Below are 23,728 nucleotides of genomic sequence, written 5' to 3' on the forward strand. Positions count from 1 at the left end.
GACCTCACAAGGTTGGCTTAGACGCGTCAGAACCGGCGATCTGGTCCATCAGATGGAACAGTGCTTCCTCGATATTGGCATCGACACCAAGATCGATATGCGACACCGCACGTACCGTACGATCTATGAGATCGAGACGAATCCGTTCGTTGCCGCTGTATAAGGTAGCGCGGTCGTAAAGCACGTCCTTCAACGTGTCGCTGTACGAAAATGTCATGCGGCTGCCCTCCTTTTGCAGACGGGAGCACATAGTAACTCTCGGTCGTCACCGCCTACGAAATCGGTTGGAAACGATGGCGCGGAGTTTACGCTTATTGTGTCCTGTGTCTATGTGATATTGGGGGTAAGGCTAACTGCGGCCTATTGTATTGCCCGCAACCATTTGTTTTATCGATCAATTATTCCAACAGCACGATGAAATTTCTTCGATCACAATTACGTATTGTGCCGAGTAATGGTGCTGACACCGTTTTTCTGAAAATTATGTATCAGTCATATAACAATCATTAATGTCTTGCGCGCAGATTGCATGCTTATACGTGCGCAACCGAATCGACCTGCCGTAAACAGCGGGACGATCACTCAGTCATTTTCAGCGGATACAGGTGTGGCAGATGATTTCAGAAAGCGTTCTGGACGCAGCCTTGAAAGAGCTTTTTGATCTTTCGCCAGTACCATTTTCCATTTCCACAATTGATCACGATTCCCGTTACATCAAGGTGAACCCGGCCTATCTGCGGCTGGTTGGCCGCAGTTGGGAAGAGTTGAACGGCCAGTCACTGGGCAACGACCTGCCCTACCCGCTCGACGATCCAGCCCGTATGAAAAGACTGCATCTGCTCGACACGCAAGGGTTTTACGAGCTTGCCGAAGTGGACATGCTGCATTCCAGCGGCCGTGTCATTCCCGGATTGATCAGTGCACAGCGCCGCCGCATTGATGGCGAGAGTTTCGACATTGAAATCATTCTCGACAATTCCGAGCGCAAGGCTTATGAGCGCGCCATCATGGAAGCAGCTTTTGTGGATTCAATGACGGGGCTACAGAACCGCGCCTCGTTTGAAAGTTACCTGCGTCAGGCGTTGGCAACGCTTGAACCGGGCTGCCGGATCACGCTTGCCTACATCGATCTCAATCGCTTCAAGCAGGTCAATGACCAGCACGGCCACTCGATTGGTGACAAGCTGTTGCGTGTTATTGCCGATCGCCTGCGTGGCTGGACCAGCAAGGGCGACTTTATCGCCCGTCTCGGCGGTGACGAATTTGCAATCGTTTCAGTTATCCCGGCCGCTTTCGAGTTTTCCGCCTTGCGGTTTTTTGATCTCGGCACCCAGATCGCCCAGCACGTCACCATTGATGACAAGATGGTGCAGGTGGGTGCAGCCATCGGCATTGCCGAGGCCCAGGCCGGCATGACCTTCGACGTCCTTCTCGATCAGGCCGACAAGCTGATGTATGACGCCAAGTCCAGCGGTAAGATCGTGGACATCAGGTCCTCCCTCAACCCGATTGCAGCAAGCGAATTTGGTGCTTTGAATTACGCGGCACGTACGGGCTGAAAAAGCCCCATGGCAAAGTCCGGTGCCTGCCTGCCATTGTCAGGGATCACGCCGCTTTCGCGTAACATCCATTCGATGATATCCCAGAACTCCGGCGGTACTTCGTGGCGTATCGTCTCGATGATGTGGGTGACCTGAGTGTAGGTGTATATGGCGCACAGTGTCAGCACCAGCAAGACCACCCACGGCCACAGCGGCTTGCGGCGGCGTACCGGCGGTGTCTCATTGCGTTGCATGTGGCTGCTGTCTTCCGTCACTCATATCTCCATGCGCTACTGACATCTCGTCTGTCGGTGCGTGTCCGCATCGATAAAACACCCTGATATCTAGATAGCGGCAATTTTCCCGTCTTCAATTGGCAGAAAGCAACGAAATCCATTCAGTAACAGCGCCACGACGGCTCTGGTACAACTGCAAATGTAACATTACCAAGATTTCACTTTTACAACCCCGTGACCTGTGTAACTGCCATCCCTACATCAATGTAAGATAGAGCGAGCAAATTCCGGTCAATCTTCAAGAGCATTGATGTCAGGAATTCTTTTTACAGGCGGACGCGATGAACAAGCGGGAAAATATCGACGACAAGACCAAGAGCGCCTCTACGCAGCCCAGCCTGCAGGAGATACTTGCGTCTACGGGCTCGAAACGTCGTAAAAGCCGCAAATACACCTACCTGTTTGGTGCTGCCATTATCATAGCGGCCGCAGGTGGTTATTATTATTTCTCTGCCTCCAGCGGCTCCACCTACACCTACACCACCACGGCGGCCAAGAAGGATGACCTGTCGGTCATCGTCACCTCCACCGGCTCGGTACAACCGACCGATCAAGTCGATATCTCAAGCGAATTGTCCGGAACTGTCCGCAAGGTCAACGTGACCTATAACAGCGAAGTCAAGGCCGGCGACGTACTGCTGGAACTCGACACCAACAAATTGGAAGCCGACGTGCAAAGCGCCAGAGCCAAGCTGGCATCCGCCAAGGCCAGTGTGCTGAAAGCCAAGGCAGAACTGGGCTCGGCCGAGACATCGCTGAACCGTCTGAAAAACCTGGTGCAGAACCGAGTCTCTACCCAGCAGGATCTGGATGCAGCCCAGTATAACTACAATTCTGCCGCAGCGACGCTTGAGGTCAACGAGGCCTCCGTGCTGTCTGCCGAAGCCGATCTGCGCCTGGCCGAGCTGAACCTCGGCAAAGGCAAGATCGTCGCGCCAATCAACGGCGTCATCCTGACGCGTGACGTTGACCCCGGTGCCACCGTTGCCTCGTCACTGAATGCCCCTGTTCTGTTCACCATGGCCGGCGACCTCCGGGAAATGGAATTGCAGGTGGCCGTCGATGAGGCGGATGTCGGCAAGGTCAGCAACGGTCAGCAGGCAACATTCAGCGTTGACGCCTACCCGGAAGAAAGCTTTCCGGCCGAAATCCAGACCGTGCGTTACGCGTCTGAAACCGTGGCCAATGTTGTGACCTACAAGGCCATACTGACAGTCGATAACAGCAACCTGAAACTGCGCCCCGGCATGACAGCGACCGCCAATATTGTGGTGGAATCGATCAAGGACGCGCTGCTCATTCCAAACGCCGCGCTGCGTTACAGCCCGCCGCGACAGAACGCATCTTCCGCTGGCGGTCTGATGAGCCTGTTTCGTCCGCCACGCATGGGGCGTGGTGGTGGCCGCGGTGGTGACAGCGCCAGTACCGCGGCTGGCCAGCGTACCGTGTGGGTGCTGAAAAACGGCACGCCGGTTTCCGAGCGTGTGGAAACCGGATCGACCGATGGGCAGTTCACCGTGGTAAAATCCGGCAACATCCAACCGGATGATGAACTGATTACCGACGCCATTGCCCGCAGGAACTGAACGGAAGGTGCCAGACATGCAGACGGCTCCCCTCATAGAGTTTCGCAACGTGGTCAAGGAATACGGCATGGGCGAAGCGACCATCCGTGCTTTGGCGGGTGTCGACCTTGCCATTCACGAACATGAATTCGTGGCCATCATGGGTCCGTCCGGTTCAGGAAAATCCACCGCCATGAACATTATCGGCTGTCTCGACGTGGCGACATCGGGCGATTACCTGTTTCAGGGCATATCGACGTCAGGTTTTTCCGGTGGTCAATTGACGCTGCTGCGCCGTCACATGCTGGGCTTCGTGTTTCAGGGTTTCAATCTTCTGCCCCGAACCTCTGCTGTGGAAAATGTCGAACTGCCGCTTGTTTATCGTGGCACACCGGCCCATGAGCGCCGCCAGATGGCCATGCGCGCCCTGGAAAGGGTTGGCCTGAAGGGCCGCGAAGGTCACACCACGCAGGAGCTGTCCGGTGGCCAGCAACAGCGCGTTGCCATTGCCCGTGCCATTGTCACCAATCCCGCCGTTCTGCTGGCCGATGAGCCGACCGGCAATCTCGACACCAAGACCAGCGTTGAAATCATGGAACTGATCACGGAACTGAACCGTGAACAGGGCATCACCGTCATCATGGTCACCCATGAAGACGATATTGCCGCCTACGCCAAGCGTCTGCTGCGCTTCGTTGATGGCCATTTGGCGTCCGACAGCATCAACACCCGTGGAGAGCCCGCCCATGTTTCCTGAAACGATCAAACTGGCAATGCGCGCCATCAGCCGCAACCTGCTGCGCTCGTTCCTCACGGTTCTTGGCGTGGTAATCGGCGTGGCCGCGGTTATCGCCATGGTCACGGTTGGCAATGGCACAACGGCGCAGGTAAAATCCGAACTCTCACGGCTGGGTACCAACATGCTGTTTGTGCGCCCCGGCCAGTTTGGTCCTGGCCGCGCCAGTACAGAGGCGAAACGCTTTAACGACAATGACGTGCAAGCCATGCGTGACCAGATCAGCGGCCTGCGTGCCGTGGCACCGGTCAACCGCAGCACGGCAACCGCAATTTTTGGCGGCAAGAACCATTCCAGCAGTGCACTTGGCACCACAAACGACTACCTGATTGCGCAGGACTGGCCACTGTCACTGGGCCGTGACTTCAGTCCGGCCGAGGAACGTGGCGGCCAGATTGCCTGTATTCTTGGCGAGACCGTGCGCAAGGAACTGTTTGGCGACAGCAACCCGATTGGCCAGAGCGTGCGCGTCAGCAACATCTCCTGTCCGGTGGTGGGCGTTCTCGCCACCAAGGGCCAGTCCGGCATGGGCGATGATCAGGACGATACCATCCTGATGCCGCTGAAAATTCATCAGCGCCGCATCGGCGGCACCAGCACCATCTCCAGCATCATGGTATCGGCGCAGGATGGTGTGCAAACCTCGAAAGTTCAGTCCGATCTTGAATCGCTGCTGCGGGAGAGACGCCGCATCGTCATTGGTCGCGAAGACGATTTTTCCGTCAATGACATGACGCAGATTGCCTCGGCCATGACTGGCACAACAACACTGCTGACCGGTCTTCTTGGCTCGGTCGCCGCCGTCAGCCTGTTGGTCGGCGGTATCGGCATCATGAATATCATGCTGGTATCGGTCACCGAACGCACCCGTGAAATCGGCATTCGTCTGGCGATCGGCGCTCTGGAAACACAGGTGCTGCGACAATTTCTGGTGGAGGCCGTCATGCTGTCGGCCTTTGGCGGCATTGTTGGCATTCTGACAGGCCTCGGCCTCGCTTATGCGGTTGTCAGCTTCCTCAATGTGCCCTTTGTCGCAAGCCCGTCGATCGTTTTCCTGGCCTTTGCGTTTTCAGCCGCTATCGGCGTGGTTTTCGGTTATTTCCCAGCCCGCCGCGCCGCAAGTCTTAGTCCGATCGAGGCACTGCGACACGAATAACGGAGCAAGTCGGCTTAATCCTGACTGTGTGACACAAGCTTATATGCGTAGTTCGGAATATTGCATGTCGCAGGCCTTCGTGCCACTACTGGAGCGAGTGCAATAACGAATCGACTTTCATGACGCAGGCTTCGCAGAGCCACCTTGCCTATCTGGCCCTTGAAAAGCTCATTGTTACACTGGGTGTAGAACCCGGTGCTATCGTAAACGAAAGACAGCTTATCGAACTGACCGGTCACGGCAGAACGCCGGTGCGGGAGGCCATCCAGAGGCTGGCGTGGGAAAATCTCATTCGCGTGCGGCCGCGTGTTGGCCTGCAGATTACCCATATCAACCCCATGGACCGCAACAACATCCTTCAAGCGCGCTGTCAGCTTGAACCAATGGCGGTTGCCCTTGCTGCACAGAACATCTGTGAGCCGCTGCGCCGCGCACTGGAAGACTGTTCTGGCAAAATGGTGCAGTCCTCTGACAATGACGACATCCTCGCCTTTTACGAGGCCGACAAACATCTCGATGAAATTGTTGCCGAGGCCTGCCCCAACAATTTTATAGCCTCGTCGCTGTGGCCGCTGCAAACGCATTTCCGACGTATCTGGTTTTCATCCGCCGATACCGCGGCACTTAAAACCGCAGTGCAAATGCATCTGGATATCATCAACGCCTTGTTGGATGGCAATCCAGAACGGGCCGAACAGGCAGATACAAAGCTGCTGTCTCACCACGCAACAACGTGATTGAGTGGTTGAGGTGGTTGACGTCTGCTAGCGTCGTGTCGATGCCAAGCAGTGCGCAGTGTGCAAGTACATAACCCCTCACCTGAAAAATCTATGACTTAGCAAGCTAAGACCATGATTTTTCTTCCTCTCCCACAACGGTAGAGGTAAGGGCGCAAGCGGCTCCTTCGTGCACCATCTCGACAACGGGGCATTACATCGGACGATCACATCAGTCTCAACTGGTCCTGACTTGCTGGATGGCGCGGCGCCCACCCATCTCTCCCCCTGTGGGAGAGAAAGCGATTTCAACATCTTAAGGCGCAAAGCCCTTAAGTGTTAGAAATTGCAAGTGAGGGGTGACCCCGATGCCTTGGCTTTACGCGGAAACCTTTGCCCCAACCTGCCCTCATCTCTGTGCTCGTCACAGAGATCCAGTGGAGCGCGTCCGCGCGACAAGAGACTTTTCAGCCCAAGGACTTGGGCTGGCCTAGATTCCCGTGACAAGCACGGGAATGAGGGGAGGTTTTGGTGACACGCGAGCATTCCAAAATCGCAGGAATTGAAATGTCTACCCTATCCACCGTCATCCTCGGACGTAAACCAAGGAGAGGTATGAGGAGAGTTTTTGGAGACCCCTGCACCGACCATTGTCTCGGCTTCATCCTCGGGCCTGACCCGAGGATCCAATCACGCAAACCAAATTAGCGACGCTTGAGGAAGTGCGGGCGATATCAGGGACAGGCCCTGGTATGAAAATCGCTACCCGTTTTAATCCCGGGCAACAATAAAATCAGGCGGTGGCCGCTTCGCGCTGCTTTGCGAGCTCGGCTAGGTCTGCTGCCTGCAGCTCAACGGATTCACCGCAACCGCATGCTGATGTCTGGTTGGGATTGCTGAAGATGAAGCCAGAGCGCATTTTTGTGACTTCGAAGTCCATCTGCGTGCCCAAAAGATAAAGCACGGCAGATGGCTGGATCCAGACCTTGGCACCTGCGGACTCGATCAGGTCATCCTTGGCGTCAGGTTCCTTGACCAGATCGATGGTGTATTCCATGCCGGCACAGCCACCTTTTTTGATACCGACGCGCACACCCAGCGCATCTGGTCCGGAATTGGCGACAATAGCCTTCACGCGGTTGGCGGCGGCCTCGGTCATAGTCATCACGGCAAAGCCCATTGGCTCATTCTCCTGTCGCATCGAACCTTCAAAAACACCAAAGCGTTTTGTTTTGCAGCGACGCTATTAAAATACCACCGGGGTAAAGGCCCGATGTTTTCATACACTGAATTTAGCCCTAGCCCCCCTTGATATCAAGAGATGGCATTCGTCAAAAATGGGTGAGACTGTATCGCTACTCGCAATTCCCGCGAAACCAGCAACCTGATTTCGCAAGACTGACATCAATCTAAACTGCCAGAACCCAGCGTGGCTTAGTACCAGCCAACGGCAACCTGGGCTTCTTCGGACATGCGGTCTGGTGTCCATGGCGGATCAAACGTCATTGACACTTCAACGCCGGATACACCTTCAACGGCGCCAACGGCATTTTCCACCCAGCCCGGCATTTCGCCAGCCACCGGGCAACCGGGCGCGGTCAACGTCATGACGATCTTGACCATGCGGTCGTCTTCGATATCAATCTTGTAGACAAGGCCAAGCTCGAAAATATCTGCCGGAATCTCAGGGTCGTAAACCGTTTTGAGCGCAGCAATCACGTCATCGCTCAGACGCGCCAGCTCGGCCGGCGAGATGGACGAAGCGGATGAAGTTTCTACGATATCGACAGTCTTTTCGCTTGTTTCGGCGCTCATAATCCTGATCCTCAGGCAAAGAAATTGCGCGCATATTCCAGCGCATCGGCCAGTGCATCAACCTCGGCCCGTGTATTGTAAAGACCGAAGGATGCCCTGCATGTGGACGTCACGCCGAACCTTTTCAAGAGCGGCATGGCGCAATGTGTTCCGGCCCGCACGGCAACGCCGCGCCGGTCAATGACCATGGAAACGTCATGGGCGTGAATACCGGCAAGCTCGAACGAGAATATACCACCCTTGCCGGGGGCATCGCCAATAATCCGCAAGGAATTGATCGCCTGCAGGCGTTCCTTGGCGTAAGCGGCCAGATCTGCCTCATGCGCGGCAATGGCAGCACGGCCGAGATTATCCATATAATCCAGCGCATAACCAAGGCCGATTGCCTGCACGATAGGTGGTGTACCAGCCTCGAAGCGGTGCGGTGGATCATTGTAGGTGACCATGTCTTCCGACACATCAAGGATCATTTCACCGCCACCCATGAATGGGCGCATTTCTTTCAAACGGTCAGCCTTGCCGTAGAGAACGCCAATCCCCGACGGCCCATACAGCTTGTGACCGGTCATCACATACCAGTCGCAATCAATGTCACGCACGTCGACGGGCATATGGACAGCGCCCTGAGAGCCATCGACCAGCACCGGAATGCCGCGCTCATGCGCAATACGGCAAATTTCCTTCACCGGCACCACGGTACCCAACGCATTGGACATATGCGTGATGGCAACCAGCTTGGTGCGCTCGGTCAGGCTTTTTTCAAATGCCTCGATATGGAAGGCACCCTCGTCATCAACGGGCACCCAGACCAGCTTGGCGCCCTGGCGTTCACGAATGAAGTGCCAAGGAACGATGTTGGAGTGGTGTTCCATGATCGAAATGACGATCTCGTCACCTTCACCGATCTTGGGCATACCGTAACCGTAGGCAACCGTGTTGATCGCTTCAGTGGAGGACTTGGTGAAGATGATTTCATCCACCGAACCGGCATTCAGAAAGCGGCGCACTTTTTCGCGCGACGCCTCATACGCATCGGTTGCGGCATTGGACAGGAAATGAAGGCCGCGATGCACATTGGCATATTCATTCGAATAGGCATGCGACACCGCGTCGATCACGACCTGTGGTTTTTGTGCGGACGCGCCGTTGTCGAGATAGACAAGCGGTTTGCCATAGACTTCGCGCGACAGGATCGGAAAATCCCGGCGCACGGCTTCAACGTCATAAGGGGCCACCACTGCGGCGCGTTCGCTATCAGGCATGATTTTCCAGCCAATTGGAAATGATGGTTTCCAACGCCTCTACCAGGTGTTCATCTTCCAGTTCTTCAACGATTTCAGCAACGAAAGCGTTGACGAGCATGGCACGTGCCTTTGCCCGAGGGATACCGCGCGCCATCAGATAATAGAGATGAGTGTCGCTGATATCGGCAACCGTCGCACCGTGACCGCACTGAACGTCGTCAGCAAAGATTTCAAGTTCCGGCTTTGCCGAAAACTCGCCATCGTCAGACATCAGCAGCGTGTTGCACGCCATCTTGGCGTCGGTCTTCTGGGCATCGGGAGCAACCCGGATCATGCCCTGGAAGATGCCCTTGGCACGGTCAAACACCACGTTGCGGAAGATTTCCGTCGAGGTCGTGTTCGGCACGTTATGGCCAAGAACCATGGTCACGTCGGTATGCGTTTCGCCGCCGAGCAGGTTGACGCCGCGAACGATCAGATCGCTGCCTTCACCTTCAACGTCGATGCGCAGTTCCTGGCGAACCAGCTTGCCACCGGCATTGATGAAGAACAGACGCAGCTTGACATCCGCACCCATGCGGATGCGCAACTGGCCAAGATGGGTATCAGCCGCGCCTTGCTGTTGCAGCAGAACCCAGGTGACTTCCGCGCCGTCTTCGAGCGTGATGTCACTGATCGAAGACACGAACGCGCCGTCTTCCGTCGCCGCAAGGTGCCGCTCAATGATGGTTGCCTTGGCGCCAGCGCCAAAACGGACCGGGAAACGGTTGTGAACCTGGCCACCGCCGTGGATCGCCTGGATCTCGATCGGTGTTTCAATCTCGGCATTGGCCGGAATGTCGACCACAAAACCGTCGCGCACGAAGCTGCCGTTGATACGGCCAATGACATCGTCCTTGTCCAGTTCGCTGAGACCGGCTGCGGCAGAACCGTCAAGCAGGGCTTCGCCAAAGCTGGAAACGGAAAAACCTTCCGTTGTCACACCCTTTGCCGCCACGCCCTGCAAGGACGCAATGACAGGCGAACCGCTAACGATTGGAGCAGCAGCAGACAGAACCGGAACCGGCACGGTGTCCGGCAAGGCGCGCAGCAGCGTCTTGAGGTCCGTATAGTGCCATGCCTCGATACGGCGGGTCGGCAGACCAAGCGTCTTGAGGTTTTCCAGCAGGTTGTCACGGGCTGCAATCACAGCACCGTTGCCCGGCAGATCGCCCAGTTGCGCGGTATAGGCTTCAACAAGCGCAGTCTCTGCGGCTGTTTGCCTGTTTGTGTTTTGAATATTCATCACATCATCCCTTTCGCGCCCGATCAGGCTGCTTCACCGATGATGTCGGCGTAACCGTTGGCTTCCAGTTCGTGCGCCAGCGTCTTGTCGCCGCTGCGGATGATCTGGCCCTTGTAGAGAACGTGGACGGTGTCCGGCACGATGTAGTCCAGCAGACGCTGGTAGTGGGTGATGACAACAGTCGCACGGTCAGGAGACCGCAGCGCATTGACGCCGTCAGCCACGATCTTCAGCGCATCGATGTCGAGACCGCTGTCGGTTTCGTCGAGAACGCACAGCTTTGGCTCAAGCAGTGCCATCTGCAGGATTTCCGCACGCTTCTTTTCACCGCCGGAGAAACCGACGTTGAGCGGACGCTTCAGCATGTCCATGTCGATCTTCAGATCGCCAGCAGCTTCCTTGACGCGCTTGATGAAGTCAGGCGTTGTCAGTTCGGATTCACCACGTGCCTTGCGCTGCTCGTTCATCGCAACCTTGAGGAACTGCATGGTAGCAACACCTGGAATTTCTACCGGGTACTGGAAGGCCAGGAAAACGCCCTTGGCCGCACGCTCTGCAGCGTCCAGTTCCAGAATGCTTTCGCCGTTATAAAGAATGTCACCAGAGGTCACTTCGTAATCTTCGCGGCCCGACAGGATGTAGGACAGCGTGGACTTGCCGGAACCGTTCGGGCCCATGATGGCAGCCACCTCGCCGGCCGCAACCTTCAGGTTCAGGCCACGGATGATTTCGGTTTCGGTGTCTGCGATCTTTGCGTGCAGGTCGATGATTTCAAGCATGATGTTTTCCTAAGAATAGTGTGATCGATGGTGCGCGAAAGCCGCGCACTCAGGGTCGTATTCGTAAAAGGCTCAGCCCACGGAACCTTCGAGCGAGATGCCGATCAGCTTTTGTGCTTCAACGGCAAATTCCATCGGCAGCTCCTGAATGACTTCCTTGACGAAGCCATTGACGATCAACGCAATCGCCGCTTCCTCAGGAATACCGCGCTGCAGGCAGTAGAAGAGCTGGTCTTCGGAAATCTTCGAGGTTGTCGCTTCGTGCTCAAAGTGAGCGGACGAGTTCTTTGCCTCGATGTAAGGCACGGTATGCGCGCCGCACTTGTCGCCAATCAGCAAGCTGTCACACTGGGTGAAGTTGCGGGTGTTGGTTGCCTTGCGGTGGGCAGACACCTGACCACGATAGACGTTTTCCGAAAAACCGGCCGCAATACCCTTGGCGATGATACGGCTCGACGTGTTCTTGCCGAGGTGGATCATCTTGGTGCCGCTGTCGATCTGCTGGTGACCGTTGGACACCGCAATCGAGTAGAACTCGCCACGGCTGTCATCGCCACGCAGAATGCACGATGGGTACTTCCAGGTAATCGCCGAACCGGTTTCAACCTGCGTCCAGGAAATCTTCGAACGGTTGCCACGGCAGTCGCCACGCTTGGTCACGAAGTTGTAGATACCGCCCTTGCCGTCCTTGTCGCCCGGATACCAGTTCTGGACGGTAGAATATTTGATTTCGGCATCATCAAGCGCCACAAGCTCGACCACGGCAGCATGAAGCTGGTTTTCGTCGCGCTGCGGGGCTGTACAGCCTTCGAGGTAGGACACGTAAGCGCCGTCCTCGGCAATGATCAGCGTGCGTTCGAACTGGCCCGTGTTCTTTTCATTGATACGGAAATAGGTCGAAAGCTCCATCGGGCAGCGAACGCCCTTTGGCACGAACACGAAGGAACCGTCGGTAAACACGGCCGCATTCAGCGTCGCATAGAAGTTGTCGGTGGTTGGAACAACCGAACCGAGATACTGCTTGATCAAGTCAGGATGTTCGCGGATGGCTTCAGAAATCGACATGAAGATCACGCCGGCCTTTTTCAGCTCTTCCTTGAAAGTGGTCACAACGGACACACTGTCGAACACCGCATCAACGGCAACTCTCGAGGTCTGCACGCCAGCCAGAATTTCCTGCTCACGCAGCGGAATACCAAGCTTTTCATAGGTCTTGATCAGTTCCGGGTCGACATCGTCAATCGACATCGGGCCGGTCATGTTCTTTGGTGCAGCATAATAATAGAGATCGTTGAAGTCGATCTTTGGATAGCTCACACGTGCCCAGGTAGGCTCTTCCATCGTCAACCAGCGACGATAGGCGTCAAGACGCCACTCGAGCATCCATTCCGGTTCCTGCTTCTTGGCAGAAATGAAACGGATCACCTCTTCAGACAGTCCCTTCGGGGCCTTGTCTACTTCGATATGGGTTTCAAACCCGTATTTGTACTGGTCGACATCGATCTGGCGTACCTGATCGATTGTTTCCTGCACCGCAGCCATTGCGTTCTCCAATCTCGCCGGATCCAAGGTCCGGTGGCTTGTCAACGTTAAGACGGATTAGTCCGCCTTGATGTAGTTGTCCGGATGGCGTTTTTCACCAGTTCCGGCAAGCGAAAATTTGACTTTCCGCAAATTCAATTCACTTTAGGCCGCCTGCCCGGCAGGTTTCCTGCGGCTGGCGATCTTTTCAAATGCGGCAAGCGCCAGGTCAATCTCGGCCTCAGATGTCGAAACACCGAGAGAGATGCGCAAGCCACCCAGCTTCGGGTCTTTACCCATGGCCGTCAGCACATGGCTTTCGCCCACCTTGCCAGACGAACACGCCGACCCTGCAGACAGCGCGATGCCTTCAATATCAAAGGCAATCTGCCCTGTCTCCGCCTTGAGACTTGGCAGGGTGAAGAAAGTCGTATTCGCCACCCGTTCAACCTCGGCCCCATGGATGATGACATCCACCGCGGCCTTGCGCATGCCGGTTTCAAGACGCTCACGCAAGGTCGCAATTGCGGCATTGCGTTCGACAAGTTCGTCAAGCACAAAAGCGGCAGCGGCACCAAAGCCGATGATCGCCGTTGTGTTTTCCGTTCCAGAGCGATGACCCTTTTCCTGCCCGCCACCATGAATAAGTGCCTTCGGCATCATGGCTTCACCGCGCGTAACAAGAGCGCCAACCCCTTTGGGGCCACCAATCTTGTGCGAGGAGACAAACAGGAAATCGGCATCCAGCGCCTGAATATCAATAGGCACACGTCCCGCAGCCTGTACGGCGTCGACCACCATCAGGCCACCGGCGGCATGCACCAGTCTTGCCGCTTCTGCCACCGGCTGCACGATACCGGTCTCGTTATTAACCAGCATCACCGCAACCATGGGCAGGCCGGTTGTCTTGTCATGGTCCTCGAGCAGCTTTTTCAGCGCATCGAGGTCCAGAACACCATCTGACGTAACAGCAATTTCCGTAACGTCATCCTTGTTAAACCGACCACCCTCGCGCACAGCGGGATGTTCGATTGCCGAAACATAAAGCCTGCCAATCCGCAAAGCGGAGCGACCCATCTTGTAATCCGGCGTCAGCACCAGATTGGCAGCCTCCGTGGCACCGCTGGTAAACACCACATGTGACGCCTGTGCACCGACCAGATTTGCCACATTGCGGCGTGCCGATTCGACGGCCATACGGGCTGCACGCCCTTCCTTGTGGACCGACGACGGGTTTCCCGAGAGATCGAAAGCATGCAGCAGGGCATCGCGAACGCACGGCAAAAGCGGTGCCGTTGCATTCCAATCCAGATATATGCGCGATGTATTTGCCATATCTGAGGAACCTGCTTCTCTACTTCCCGTTTACGCCGCAGCGCATTTTCCTTGAAATTTCAGCCACCATTGCCTTATGACACGTTCAAGTGTTCAAAACACGCAATAGTTTCGAATTGTTCTAAACTGGGTTCTAGAAAACCTGACACACCACGTCAAGTCTTGTTGCGCCCTGAAAATCATTTGGAACAGAAAACACGACCGGAGTATCAATGCCCGAAGTCATCTTCAACGGCCCAGCCGGCCGCCTCGAAGGCCGTTACCAGCCATCGAAAGAAAAAAGCGCCCCAATCGCCATTATCCTGCACCCGCATCCGCAGTTTGGCGGAACCATGAACAACCAGATCGTCTATCAGTTGTTCTACATGTTCCAGAAGCGCGGCTTTACCACGCTCCGGTTCAACTTCCGTTCCATCGGCCGCAGCCAGGGCGAATTCGACCACGGCGCGGGCGAATTGTCGGATGCCGCATCGGCACTGGACTGGGTACAGAGCCTGCATCCAGATTCCAAGAGCTGTTGGGTCGCCGGTTATTCCTTCGGTGCCTGGATTGGCATGCAGCTTCTGATGCGCCGTCCAGAAATCGAAGGTTTCATGTCGATTGCCCCGCAGCCGAACACCTATGACTTCTCGTTCCTGGCGCCCTGCCCGTCTTCGGGTCTGATCATCAATGGCGATTCGGACAAGGTTGCGCCTGAAAAGGACGTGAACAATCTGGTTGAGAAGCTTAAGACCCAGAAGGGTATTCTCATCACCCACCGCACGGTGCCGGGTGCCAACCACTTCTTCAACGCCAAGGTCGATACACTGATGGCCGAGTGCGAGGATTACCTCGACCGCCGCCTGAATGGCGAACTGGTACCGGAACCGGCCGCCAAGCGTATTCGCTAAGCGATACCGGAAGCTGATAAATGCAGAAAGGCCGTAACGTCGTTGCGGCCTTTTTGTTTGGGTGATTGTTTGGCCTATGACGTAGCCCCGACCTCCCTCATCCCTGTACCTGTTACAGGGATTCAGGCCAGCCCGAGTCTTCGGGCTGAAAAGACATCCTCTCGCCGCGCCGACGCGCGTCGACTAGATTCCCGTGACAAGCACGGGAATGAGGGCAGCGTGATACGCCCCCCTCTCAATCACACTGATACGTAATCCTTGCCCTATCAAAACGGCGTGCGGCAATGTCCTCATCGCGCATGATCACGTAATAGGCGCCGGGTGATGGAATACCAGCATGCTTGTCCACGCCAAGCTGCATAACCAACCGCCATTCGCCAGCCGATTTGATCAGCTCCTTTGCCTCATCGGTCTTCCACACCTCGCTTCTGCCGCAGTTCAGGCCATGTGTCACCAACTGGGCAGTGGCCTGCAGACCATTTTGCAAGGTCTGCGGAAAGCCGCCGAACTGATGGTTGTCGCGCCCTTCCATGTCTGGCGTTCCGAACTGTGATAACCACTCCTGATATTCATCGAGTGCCTCGTCATCTTCCAAGGAAAAGGCATCCCAACCCTTATCATTCGGTGGAATGGGCGTGAGGATGCTACGCGTCGAAATGCGCGCTGCCTTGAACACACAGGACCACTGATCATCGGAAATGCCAGTCAAAGCTGATGGTATGTCTGTTCTCACCAGCGCATCCTCAGGCGTTTCATCAAACAGCACCTGCCAGCCGACAGAGGCTTCCGGCGTAAAATCTTCCGGCTGTTCCCAGTAATCGTAAAACAGCAGCAAGCGACCCTTGTTCGGAAACATCGGATCAAACCCGCTTTCAACAGACAATTCGGTTAGATCGATCTGGCCTAGAAACGCCAAAGGAAACTCTGTCTCTATCGCATCGGCCTTGGCCTTGTATTCAGCGCAGAACCGTTCGCCCTGCTCCGGTGTCATCCATGAGCGTGGTTTTTTGGAATCTGCCAACAGTCGCTCGGCTTCCCTGCGATGGCCCGCGGCCCTTGTCACCGCATCGGGATAGGCTGGCCGTGTTGGCCATGCCATGCCACGTGGCAGATCCGGCCGGCCGCCGATCTTCGATGCTCCAAGCGGAATGTCATCCTCGTCGCTTTCACTCGTGCTCAACAGAATGGCAGCACGCGCCTGCGAAACCAGATGCGAAATGACATCAGGCGAAAGGCTGGTTTCTTCAAGGGAACGCCGCAAGGCATCAGTATTATCAGGAAAAGCTTCTGTCTGCATGATCACCTTCCTTAAGAGCGTTGCGGTGAACGCCGGATCACCCCAACCGCTGCCGCTCTCAGTTTTTACACATTTCCGGACGCAGCACCGACCGGCACAGCAGCGCCGCCCTCCTCAAGGCCGGCATTGCGCTTTTTGTAAAAGGCCATGAATTCATCGAAAGGCAGCGCCTTGGAATATAGCCAGCCCTGCCCGTATTGCACGCCCGACTGCACAAGGATGGCCTCCTGCGCCACGGTCTCAATGCCTTCAGCCACCATCTTCAGTTTCAGGCTGTGCGCCATTTCGATGATATGTGGGGTCACCAGACTGGTGGCGGCATTCTGGCCAATAGCATCGACAAAGGACTTGTCGATTTTCAGCACCGAGACCGGCAGGCTTTCCAGCAAAGAAAGGCTGGAATATCCGGTACCGAAGTCATCAATCGCAATCACATGACCGGCGTCGCGCGCCTTGGTCAGTGTCGCGCGGGCAATATCGGCGTGAATGAAACCACGTTCCGTTACCTCCAGCCAGATTTGCGAGGTCTCTACGCCGGTCTGTTTCAATGCGTCGGATACCAGTGTCAGGAAATGACCGCTTTCCACGTCTTCAGGGGAAAGATTGATGGCAATATGCATATCGCGATGCTCAACCAGCGCAGTCTTCATGCTGACAATGACATTGCCGATCACAAGTTCTGTGATCCGGCCAATCATCCCATGATCTTCAGCAAATGGAATGAAATGGTCTGGCCTGACTGTCGTTCCATCGGGTCGTGGCCAGCGAATAAGCGCTTCGGCACCGACACAACGGCCAGTCGATAATTCGATGATGGGCTGATAATGCGCGACAAACTCCTTGCGACGAATGCCTGTCATCAACTCACCGGCCAGTGACAGCCGTTGCCGCGATATCCAGACCACCAGCGCAATCAGCGCCAAAGACACGCCAATGCCGATTGGAATCATCTTCCAGAGTTGTCCGTCCGTTCGCCAATCAACAACGCTGCGGCTGGAGATAGCAAAAGCGGCAAAGTCCTTGCCACGGCGCGATGAAAACACTTCACTTTCGTTGAAGCCGCTGACCTGCTGGCTGACCAACCGCGAGACAAGCGCGGGGTCAGCGTCACCGGACACCATGATCGGCTGGCCAGACAGTGAGGCAACGCCAAGCAGCATCGGTGTGTCATGCAGCACATCCACCAGCCGTTCACGTTTTAACAGCGCATGAAACTCTCCATGGCTGACCACCAGCATGCCCTGCGAGGGATCCGAAAGACCACCACCGTTCAGACGCAACATATAACCGTCTGAAAGTGGCATCGGCTCACCGCTAACATGCTCCTCATCACGCACTGGTCCCCAACTATTGCAAATCACGCGACCACCATTGGTGATGGCAATTTCCTCAACTGACAGGGTTGCTGTGGTGATCTCCTGAAGACGGGTAATATCGGCGGCCGAACAGGTCTCGCGATGTTCTGACATCACAGTCTCTAGCGCAGTTCTGGCTCTGGAAATATTCAGATCGGCGCGCTGCAACGTCCAGTCGGCATAATCGGCAAGGTGGCGACGTTCCAGCACGAATGCCCGTTCACGCGAAATGTAATAGGCGGCGAGAAGCGGCAAAACGCCGGCGCAAATCGCCAGACCGAATGCAATTGCCAGAACACTGTTTCGCCGCATGTCTGTTTCCTTGAAAACACCGGGATCAACGCAACCTTGCTCTATTTATCCATTTCCGGTTGTCATAATCTTACCGTAGCTTCCCAGAATTGAATTTTGTTATCTTTACTGCGGGTCAGCGTCCGATCCGGAACAGATTATCGCACTGCCGTCACATAGGCGCGGCAGGCCAAGGGCAGTTCGCGTCGCAGGCGCATCAGGTTTTCTTCCGACGCCGCCGCATCCATCACCGTGCGCACCGAACCGCCAATCATTGATGCCAGCATGAAGGCAACAGCATCGCAATCTTCAAAATTGGCATCCGGTGCGGCTGCCAGCAATTGAGACATCACCTCAGCCATATGTTTGAGTGCCCGCCCCATGCCTTCCGCCAGATCAAACTCGGCAGCGATGCTGTAGATAGCCCGGAAGGCCTGGCTGTCGGAGGTCTTGACGTCAAGCCAGGCGGTGGCCAGACCTTCAGCAACGTCCCCGACATGCCTGCCATGCAGCCGGTCGGCCGCCGCCAGCATGAAGGCTGTCACCGTTTCTAGCTGCTGTTCGACAATCGCAAACAACAGCGCCTGTTTGTGCGGATAATATTGATACATAGTGCCGATTGAGACACCGGCCCGTTCCGCCACCCGTGTCGTGGTTAGACGCGCCACCCCCTCGGCCAATAAAACCTGAATAGTGGCGGTGTGAATGGCCTCTATCGTGGCGGCAGAGCGCGTCTGTTTCGGCGCTTTTCTGGGCTTTAGCAGCGTTGGACCGAGCCTGTTCATGATGCGAATACCAAACCTGAGGAAACATTCATATATTGAAATGGTCCTTCCAAAGCAAAGGTATTATTTCATGAACACCGTTCTCATAACCGGTTGCTCGACCGGGTTTGGCCGCGAAACCGCACTGCACTTCCTCGACAAGGGCTGGCAGGTTTTTGCCACCATGCGCAACCCGGAGGCCAGCACGCTTCCAGCCTCCGATGCGCTGCATGTCCTGCCGCTCGACGTCACCGATCCGCACAGCATTACTGACGCCGTCGCAAAGGCAGGCCAAGTCGACGTCCTCGTCAATAATGCCGGCATCGGCTGGCTGAACGCCATTGAAGGCACCCCGCTCGATACGGCACGCGAGATTTTCGAAGCCAATCTGTTTGGCGCCATGGCAATGATGCAGGCAGTATTGCCAGGCATGCGTGAGCGCCGCTCCGGCGTCATCGTCAATGTCAGCTCAAGTACCATCTACAAACCGGTGCCGCTCCTGTCCGTCTACCGCGCAAGCAAGGCCGCACTGACCGCCATGACGGAGGCTGCGGTGCCGGAACTTAGCCAATTCGGCATTCAGGCCCGCGTTGTTGTTCCCGGTCTCGCTCCATCGACCAGCTTCGCCACGAATGCGCAGGAGATGATCGCAAAACGCGGCTGGTTTCCCCCTGCCTATCAGGACTTTGCGCAGCAGACGCTGGCGCAGATGCAAGCGCATGACCCCAATGCCGTGACCACGGCGCAGGACGTAGCAGAAGCGGTTTTCCGTGCTGCAACTGACCTGGCCTGCCCAACTGTCCTGCCAGCCGGCGTAGACGCCCTTGCCTGGTCGAAGGGCGAGTAACCGCGTGGTTCTTTTGTAAACCGTCGGCAACAAAACAAGGGCCGCAACTGCATTGCGGCTTTATCGCTTCGTTGGAAAAATCCTTGTGACAGGGACTGACTGCGCCCCGGATCCGCCGTCAAGCATGGCGCGTTTTGCATCACCTCATCCGCCTCAGATTATCCTGTGGATTCAGCATAAAGTCACACCCTATTGATCTCGGTTGCCCAGATTTCGCCATGACGATCCGCCATCTCGGGCGCGACGCGGCAATCGTGTCGGCCCCCACCCAACCGGTGACATCAGACATTGCAAGACCTTGACCGATCTGGCCTCCACCGATGACACCATCAATGCCGAGAAAGAACAGTGACACTATGACGATGCGTTTTCGGTCTTCGTTTGTCCGTGATTTCTGCGCCCCCACCAGCGCTGCTGCGAAAGTTCACTTTGTGAACTCGACGTGAGACATGCTGTGCGGCCGCAACGCCTCAGATCGTTCAGCCCCGCCGCAATGATGATCGCAACAACACATCACCGGTTTAACCGGTGACCAAGCCAGCGGCTGAATGGCCGCCGGCACGCCCGCAAATTCCCGCAAGTGAGAATGCAGTTGTTCAGACTTATCGGTTACTTCTTTTCCATTGCCTGCATGGGCCTGCTGCTTTGCGCCGCTGGCGTTGCCGTGCTGGTTGCCACCGTTCAGCAGGACCTGCCCGATTATACCAGCTTGCAGGATTATACCCCGCCGCTGAAGTCGCGGCTTTACGCATCAAATGGTGATGTGGTCGCCGAGTTTGCCTCTGAGCCACGGCTGTTCCTGCCCATCCAGTCGGTGCCGGACCGCGTCAAGGCGGCCTTCATTTCCGCAGAAGACAAGAACTTTTACCAGCATAACGGTCTGGACTTCATTGGTCTGGCGCGCGCCATCACCGTCAACCTGACCAATATGGGCAGCGACAAACGTATGGTTGGTGCGTCCACCATTACCCAACAGGTGGCCAAGAACCTGCTGCTGACCTCCGACCAGACCATGACCCGCAAGATCAAGGAAGCCCTGTTATCGATCCGTATGGAAGGCACGTTTTCCAAGGATCGTATTCTCGAGCTTTACCTGAACCAGATTTTCTTTGGCCAGCGCTCCTATGGCATTGCCCAGGCGGCTTTGACCTATTTCGGCAAACCGGTCAGCGAAATCTCCATTGCCGAGGCAGCCTACCTCGCCGCCCTGCCCAAGGGTCCGTCCAACTACAACCCCTTCCTTTACGAGAAGGCGGCGGTGGAACGGCGCAACTGGGTGATCGACCGCATGGTGGAAAACGGTTACGTCGCCGCCGATCTTGCCTTGGCAGAAAAACAGAAACCGCTTGGCGTGGTCCGCCAACCAGCGCCGACCAGATTTGCCGAGGCTGGTTATTTCATCGATGACGTCAGAAAGACCATGGTCGACGAACTGGGCGAACAGGCGCTCTATCAGGGCGGATATTCCATCCGCACCACGCTTGACCCGAGATTGCAGCGTGAGGCCCGCTCGGCGCTGCAAACCGCCCTGCTCGCCTATGATGAACAGCGCGGTTATCGCGGCCCGATTGACCATATCGATCTCGTCAAAAATTGGCAGGAGGCATTTGCCAAGATCAAGACCGATACTGATGTACCGGACTGGTCCGTTGCAATCGTCAATGCCATTGACCCTGACGACGCTGAACTGACCCTGAAAGACGCCGATAACAGCCGTGTTCGCCTTGCTGCAGCCGGCATGAAATGGGCGCTGGGCAAAAAGAAACCCCGCGACTTGCTGAAAGCCGGTGACGTCATTCTGGTCGAAAAACAGTCCTCCGGTGACTATCGTTTGCGGCAATTCCCGAAGGTCCAGGGAGCCCTCGTTTCCATGCAGCCGCAGACGGGCCGTGTTGTGGCAATGGTCGGTGGCTTTTCCTACACCCAGTCGCAATTCAACCGTGCCACACAGGCACTGCGCCAGCCGGGCTCGGTGTTCAAGCCAATCGTTTACGCAGCTGCCCTCGACAATGGTTTTTCTCCCGCCACCGTTATCCGTGACGAACCGGTCGAATTCCGCCTCGGTGATCAGGTGTGGGCACCAAAGAATGACGGCGACAGCTATGCCGGGCCGCAGACGCTTCGTTTCGGCATCGAACATTCCCGCAATGTCATGGCCGCAAAACTTGCCAATGCCGTCGGCATGGACACCGTGATGGAATACGCGGATCGTCTGGGCATTTATGATCACCGCACACCGGTCCTGTCGATGTCGCTCGGCTCAGGTGAAACCACGTTGATGAAAATGGTCGCCGCCTATTCGGTGATTGCCAATGGCGGGTTGCAGGTTACGCCAAGCCTGATTGACCGCACGCAGGATCGCACCGGCAAGACAGTGTTCCGTCAGGACCAGCGCCAGTGTGACAACTGCAACGTCGAAAAATGGGATGGACAGTCGGAACCGGAACTGACCGATACGCGTGAGCGCGTGCTTGACCCCATGACCGCTTACCAGACCGTATCGATGATGCAGGGCGTGGTTGAACGTGGCACAGCCTCGCGCCACGTCAAGCTTGGTCGCCCGGTCGCTGGTAAGACCGGCACGACAAATGCCAACCATGATGCATGGTTCGTCGGCTTTACGCCGGAACTCGTGACCGGCATCTATATCGGTTTTGACGAACCCAGCAGCCTTGGCCGTGCCGGCAGCGGCGGCGGACTGGCCGCACCTGTGTTCAATGACTTCATGTCTGCGGCACTGGACAAGGTTCCCGTGTCGAACTTCCACGTTCCCACTGGCATGACCGCCTATCTCATCAGCCGCACCACCGGCATGGCAACCACGCCGGATGATCCAGACGGCGTGCAGGAAATGTTCAAACCGGGCACCACACCGGCCACATATTTCACCACGCTGGAGGATAATGGTGCATCGTCACCGCTGGTTGCCAGCCCGCAGACGGAGAAAATCCTGCGCGAGGGTGCCGTCGGCTTGTTCTAGAAAAGAGTTTGCGACAGGCGCGCAATCTCAACCCCAACAGAGACCAGTGTCGAAACAAACATCGAAACCACACTCATAACGGCACTCACAGTGGCGGACGGATGAGGATACCGGCAAATTTGCCATCCGCCGCCAGTGTGAACCGCCATTCCAACTCACCCTCTTCAAATCTGACATCGTAGACATCCCAGCCTTCCGCCGAGACACCCTTGAAGCTGATGTCACGAAGAGGCCCCAGCCGTGCCAGATCAGCCTTTATGACATCGATCTGCTCGCTGGCTGCCTGGGCCAGAAGCGGGCTCATCCGCTCGTAATCCGGCTCACCACGTTGGTGCTGCTCAATCAGCTGGCGCAACAGCGCTTCGCTGTTTTCAAATGGCTGGCGGTTTTTCACCCGCTCGGAAAGGCCTTTTTCCAGCTCGCTGACCACGACCTCCTGCACCCGTGGGGCTGCCTGCTCATAACCGTTCTGGTGCAACACCAGCCCGATAACGGCACCGGTGTGATCGCGGGTAAAGGTCAATTGCGCCTGAACCGCCTTGTAGAAAAACCGGTCGACATCTTCGGCAAAGATTTCCAGCTCCGGCTGCCCTGTCATGCGGGTAAAAAGCCTGCCGTCTTTCTGCGTGATGACGTAACCCAACCCGTCCAGCACGTAATTTCCGGCATATTGGCCATAGAGCGACGGATCGATCTTTTTTTCACTGCGCGGCCGCGCCTGTTCGTAACGGCGCCATGCCACGGCATCGGGCGATATGTCAGCCATATTTGCCTCCTTGGTCAGTTTCAACAGATCTTCAATCGACAGATCGCCACCAGCCGCGATCTTGCCGCGCAGCGTATTGATGGTGGCCAGACTGTTTTGTGTGCGCTCCAGCTGCGCCTGCAGCGTCTCGCTTTGCATGCCAAGCAAGCCAGCGAGATCGGTGGTCCTGCCAACCAGAATGCCGCGAATTTCCTGCAGGCTGAGGCCAAGATGTTTCAGCGTCAGAATTTCATAGAGACGTGCGACTTCCCTCGCGCCATAGAGACGCCAGTTCTTGTCGGTCCGGCGGGGTTTGATAATTCCGGCCTGTTCATAGTGCCGCAAGGCGCGCACCGAAATGCCGACACGCCGCGCACATTGCGCCGCCGTCAGTTCGAAATTTTCATCGCTTGCTGCCATGTGCATGCACTCGTTCCCGCTCAATCATGTCCCTGATGTAAGGTATGACGTTGGGTACGGTGCAAGAGGCTTTTTACGGTTTTTTGCGTG

21 protein-coding genes are annotated in these 23,728 nt (G+C 56.2%); 8 read left to right on the top strand and 13 right to left on the bottom strand.

Annotated features, from left to right (window positions below; genetic code table 11):
* Window positions 1-4 precede the first annotated feature (4 nt).
* Complete coding sequence (locus PYL13_RS11250) at window positions 5-217, bottom strand: hypothetical protein (RefSeq protein ID WP_192490944.1); 213 nt, start codon at window positions 215-217, stop codon at window positions 5-7.
* Between the two features lie 397 nt (window positions 218-614).
* Between PYL13_RS11250 and PYL13_RS11255 the strand changes: the two genes are divergently transcribed.
* A complete protein-coding gene (locus PYL13_RS11255; protein ID WP_250985875.1) occupies window positions 615-1,559 on the top strand; it encodes a sensor domain-containing diguanylate cyclase in 945 nt (314 codons plus the stop codon).
* Here the strand turns inward: PYL13_RS11255 and PYL13_RS11260 are convergent.
* Window positions 1,538-1,816 carry a hypothetical protein gene (locus PYL13_RS11260; RefSeq protein ID WP_275641442.1) on the bottom strand — a complete coding sequence of 93 codons (279 nt, stop codon included), beginning with the start codon at window positions 1,814-1,816 and terminating at the stop codon, window positions 1,538-1,540. The genes PYL13_RS11255 and PYL13_RS11260 overlap by 22 nt on opposite strands.
* A gap of 302 nt (window positions 1,817-2,118) precedes the next feature.
* On the opposite strand from PYL13_RS11260, the gene PYL13_RS11265 reads away from it, so the two are divergent.
* The 4 genes from PYL13_RS11265 (at window position 2,119) to PYL13_RS11280 (ending at window position 6,091) form a co-directional block, all read left to right on the top strand.
* The gene (locus PYL13_RS11265) at window positions 2,119-3,423 is read left to right on the top strand and encodes an efflux RND transporter periplasmic adaptor subunit (RefSeq protein ID WP_275641443.1); all 1,305 of its coding nucleotides are present in this window, start codon (window positions 2,119-2,121) and stop codon (window positions 3,421-3,423) included.
* Window positions 3,424-3,439: 16 nt separating this feature from the next.
* Window positions 3,440-4,159 (top strand): ABC transporter ATP-binding protein, encoded by a 720-nt coding sequence (locus PYL13_RS11270; protein ID WP_275641444.1) that lies wholly within the window; start codon window positions 3,440-3,442, stop codon window positions 4,157-4,159.
* Window positions 4,149-5,354 carry an ABC transporter permease gene (locus PYL13_RS11275; protein ID WP_275641445.1) on the top strand — a complete coding sequence of 402 codons (1,206 nt, stop codon included), beginning with the start codon at window positions 4,149-4,151 and terminating at the stop codon, window positions 5,352-5,354. The genes PYL13_RS11270 and PYL13_RS11275 overlap by 11 nt, the downstream gene beginning before the upstream one ends.
* A gap of 119 nt (window positions 5,355-5,473) precedes the next feature.
* The gene (locus tag PYL13_RS11280) at window positions 5,474-6,091 is read left to right on the top strand and encodes a GntR family transcriptional regulator (protein WP_275641446.1); all 618 of its coding nucleotides are present in this window, start codon (window positions 5,474-5,476) and stop codon (window positions 6,089-6,091) included.
* Between the two features lie 772 nt (window positions 6,092-6,863).
* Here PYL13_RS11280 and sufA read toward each other — a convergent pair.
* The 7 genes from sufA to PYL13_RS11315 form a co-directional block, all read right to left on the bottom strand.
* Window positions 6,864-7,250 carry a Fe-S cluster assembly scaffold SufA gene (gene sufA / locus PYL13_RS11285; protein WP_192488902.1) on the bottom strand — a complete coding sequence of 129 codons (387 nt, stop codon included), beginning with the start codon at window positions 7,248-7,250 and terminating at the stop codon, window positions 6,864-6,866.
* Between the two features lie 254 nt (window positions 7,251-7,504).
* A complete protein-coding gene (locus PYL13_RS11290) occupies window positions 7,505-7,885 on the bottom strand; it encodes an SUF system Fe-S cluster assembly protein (protein WP_192488817.1) in 381 nt (126 codons plus the stop codon).
* 11 nt (window positions 7,886-7,896) lie between these two features.
* Entirely contained in the window at window positions 7,897-9,147 is a 1,251-nt protein-coding gene (locus tag PYL13_RS11295) for a cysteine desulfurase (protein WP_250985869.1), read from the bottom strand.
* On the bottom strand, window positions 9,140-10,414 hold the full coding sequence (gene sufD / locus PYL13_RS11300) for a Fe-S cluster assembly protein SufD (RefSeq protein ID WP_275641447.1): 1,275 nt from the start codon (window positions 10,412-10,414) through the stop codon (window positions 9,140-9,142). The genes PYL13_RS11295 and sufD overlap by 8 nt, the downstream gene beginning before the upstream one ends.
* A 23-nt stretch (window positions 10,415-10,437) precedes the next feature.
* Window positions 10,438-11,193: a Fe-S cluster assembly ATPase SufC gene (sufC, locus tag PYL13_RS11305; RefSeq protein ID WP_192488814.1), complete on the bottom strand. Its 756-nt coding sequence runs from the start codon at window positions 11,191-11,193 to the stop codon at window positions 10,438-10,440.
* A 72-nt stretch (window positions 11,194-11,265) separates the two neighbouring features.
* A complete protein-coding gene (sufB, locus tag PYL13_RS11310) occupies window positions 11,266-12,735 on the bottom strand; it encodes a Fe-S cluster assembly protein SufB (protein ID WP_275641448.1) in 1,470 nt (489 codons plus the stop codon).
* Between the two features lie 144 nt (window positions 12,736-12,879).
* The gene (locus tag PYL13_RS11315) at window positions 12,880-14,049 is read right to left on the bottom strand and encodes a cysteine desulfurase family protein (RefSeq protein ID WP_275641449.1); all 1,170 of its coding nucleotides are present in this window, start codon (window positions 14,047-14,049) and stop codon (window positions 12,880-12,882) included.
* A 212-nt stretch (window positions 14,050-14,261) separates the two neighbouring features.
* Between PYL13_RS11315 and PYL13_RS11320 the strand changes: the two genes are divergently transcribed.
* Complete coding sequence (locus PYL13_RS11320) at window positions 14,262-14,939, top strand: alpha/beta hydrolase (protein WP_192488811.1); 678 nt, start codon at window positions 14,262-14,264, stop codon at window positions 14,937-14,939.
* 235 nt (window positions 14,940-15,174) lie between these two features.
* On the opposite strand, the gene PYL13_RS11325 is transcribed toward PYL13_RS11320, so the two are convergent.
* The 3 genes from PYL13_RS11325 to PYL13_RS11335 all read right to left on the bottom strand — a co-directional run bounded on the left by PYL13_RS11325 (window position 15,175) and on the right by PYL13_RS11335 (window position 18,667).
* Entirely contained in the window at window positions 15,175-16,236 is a 1,062-nt protein-coding gene (locus tag PYL13_RS11325; protein ID WP_275641450.1) for a YwqG family protein, read from the bottom strand.
* A 65-nt stretch (window positions 16,237-16,301) separates the two neighbouring features.
* Window positions 16,302-17,903, bottom strand: a complete 1,602-nt coding sequence (locus PYL13_RS11330; RefSeq protein ID WP_275641451.1) for an EAL domain-containing protein — start codon at window positions 17,901-17,903, stop codon at window positions 16,302-16,304.
* A 137-nt stretch (window positions 17,904-18,040) separates the two neighbouring features.
* The gene (locus tag PYL13_RS11335; RefSeq protein ID WP_275641452.1) at window positions 18,041-18,667 is read right to left on the bottom strand and encodes a TetR/AcrR family transcriptional regulator; all 627 of its coding nucleotides are present in this window, start codon (window positions 18,665-18,667) and stop codon (window positions 18,041-18,043) included.
* A gap of 70 nt (window positions 18,668-18,737) precedes the next feature.
* On the opposite strand from PYL13_RS11335, the gene PYL13_RS11340 reads away from it, so the two are divergent.
* Complete coding sequence (locus PYL13_RS11340) at window positions 18,738-19,493, top strand: SDR family oxidoreductase (RefSeq protein ID WP_275641453.1); 756 nt, start codon at window positions 18,738-18,740, stop codon at window positions 19,491-19,493.
* Between the two features lie 592 nt (window positions 19,494-20,085).
* Window positions 20,086-22,473: a penicillin-binding protein 1A gene (locus tag PYL13_RS11345; RefSeq protein WP_275642025.1), complete on the top strand. Its 2,388-nt coding sequence runs from the start codon at window positions 20,086-20,088 to the stop codon at window positions 22,471-22,473.
* 85 nt (window positions 22,474-22,558) lie between these two features.
* Here the strand turns inward: PYL13_RS11345 and PYL13_RS11350 are convergent, their stop codons facing one another.
* Window positions 22,559-23,638 (bottom strand): MerR family transcriptional regulator, encoded by a 1,080-nt coding sequence (locus tag PYL13_RS11350; protein ID WP_275641454.1) that lies wholly within the window; start codon window positions 23,636-23,638, stop codon window positions 22,559-22,561.
* Window positions 23,639-23,728: the final 90 nt, after the last annotated feature.

Origin of the sequence: Agrobacterium sp. Azo12 (assembly GCF_029193765.2) — a bacterium.
Taxonomy (GTDB): domain Bacteria; phylum Pseudomonadota; class Alphaproteobacteria; order Rhizobiales; family Rhizobiaceae; genus Agrobacterium.

Excerpts from the sequence above, each read along its gene's own strand:
- PYL13_RS11340 (WP_275641453.1), top strand. The coding sequence starts at position 18,738 with ATGAACACCGTTCTCATAACCGGTTGCTCGACCGGGTTTGGCCGCGAA.
- PYL13_RS11335 (WP_275641452.1), bottom strand. The coding sequence starts at position 18,667 with ATGAACAGGCTCGGTCCAACGCTGCTAAAGCCCAGAAAAGCGCCGAAA.
- PYL13_RS11320 (WP_192488811.1), top strand. The coding sequence starts at position 14,262 with ATGCCCGAAGTCATCTTCAACGGCCCAGCCGGCCGCCTCGAAGGCCGT.
- PYL13_RS11350 (WP_275641454.1), bottom strand. The coding sequence starts at position 23,638 with ATGGCAGCAAGCGATGAAAATTTCGAACTGACGGCGGCGCAATGTGCG.
- PYL13_RS11290 (WP_192488817.1), bottom strand. The coding sequence starts at position 7,885 with ATGAGCGCCGAAACAAGCGAAAAGACTGTCGATATCGTAGAAACTTCA.
- PYL13_RS11330 (WP_275641451.1), bottom strand. The coding sequence starts at position 17,903 with ATGCGGCGAAACAGTGTTCTGGCAATTGCATTCGGTCTGGCGATTTGC.
- PYL13_RS11295 (WP_250985869.1), bottom strand. The coding sequence starts at position 9,147 with ATGCCTGATAGCGAACGCGCCGCAGTGGTGGCCCCTTATGACGTTGAA.
- PYL13_RS11265 (WP_275641443.1), top strand. The coding sequence starts at position 2,119 with ATGAACAAGCGGGAAAATATCGACGACAAGACCAAGAGCGCCTCTACG.
- PYL13_RS11325 (WP_275641450.1), bottom strand. The coding sequence starts at position 16,236 with ATGCAGACAGAAGCTTTTCCTGATAATACTGATGCCTTGCGGCGTTCC.
- sufD (WP_275641447.1), bottom strand. The coding sequence starts at position 10,414 with ATGAATATTCAAAACACAAACAGGCAAACAGCCGCAGAGACTGCGCTT.
- PYL13_RS11255 (WP_250985875.1), top strand. The coding sequence starts at position 615 with ATGATTTCAGAAAGCGTTCTGGACGCAGCCTTGAAAGAGCTTTTTGAT.
- sufC (WP_192488814.1), bottom strand. The coding sequence starts at position 11,193 with ATGCTTGAAATCATCGACCTGCACGCAAAGATCGCAGACACCGAAACC.
- sufA (WP_192488902.1), bottom strand. The coding sequence starts at position 7,250 with ATGGGCTTTGCCGTGATGACTATGACCGAGGCCGCCGCCAACCGCGTG.
- PYL13_RS11250 (WP_192490944.1), bottom strand. The coding sequence starts at position 217 with ATGACATTTTCGTACAGCGACACGTTGAAGGACGTGCTTTACGACCGC.
- PYL13_RS11315 (WP_275641449.1), bottom strand. The coding sequence starts at position 14,049 with ATGGCAAATACATCGCGCATATATCTGGATTGGAATGCAACGGCACCG.
- PYL13_RS11280 (WP_275641446.1), top strand. The coding sequence starts at position 5,474 with ATGACGCAGGCTTCGCAGAGCCACCTTGCCTATCTGGCCCTTGAAAAG.
- PYL13_RS11275 (WP_275641445.1), top strand. The coding sequence starts at position 4,149 with ATGTTTCCTGAAACGATCAAACTGGCAATGCGCGCCATCAGCCGCAAC.
- sufB (WP_275641448.1), bottom strand. The coding sequence starts at position 12,735 with ATGGCTGCGGTGCAGGAAACAATCGATCAGGTACGCCAGATCGATGTC.
- PYL13_RS11270 (WP_275641444.1), top strand. The coding sequence starts at position 3,440 with ATGCAGACGGCTCCCCTCATAGAGTTTCGCAACGTGGTCAAGGAATAC.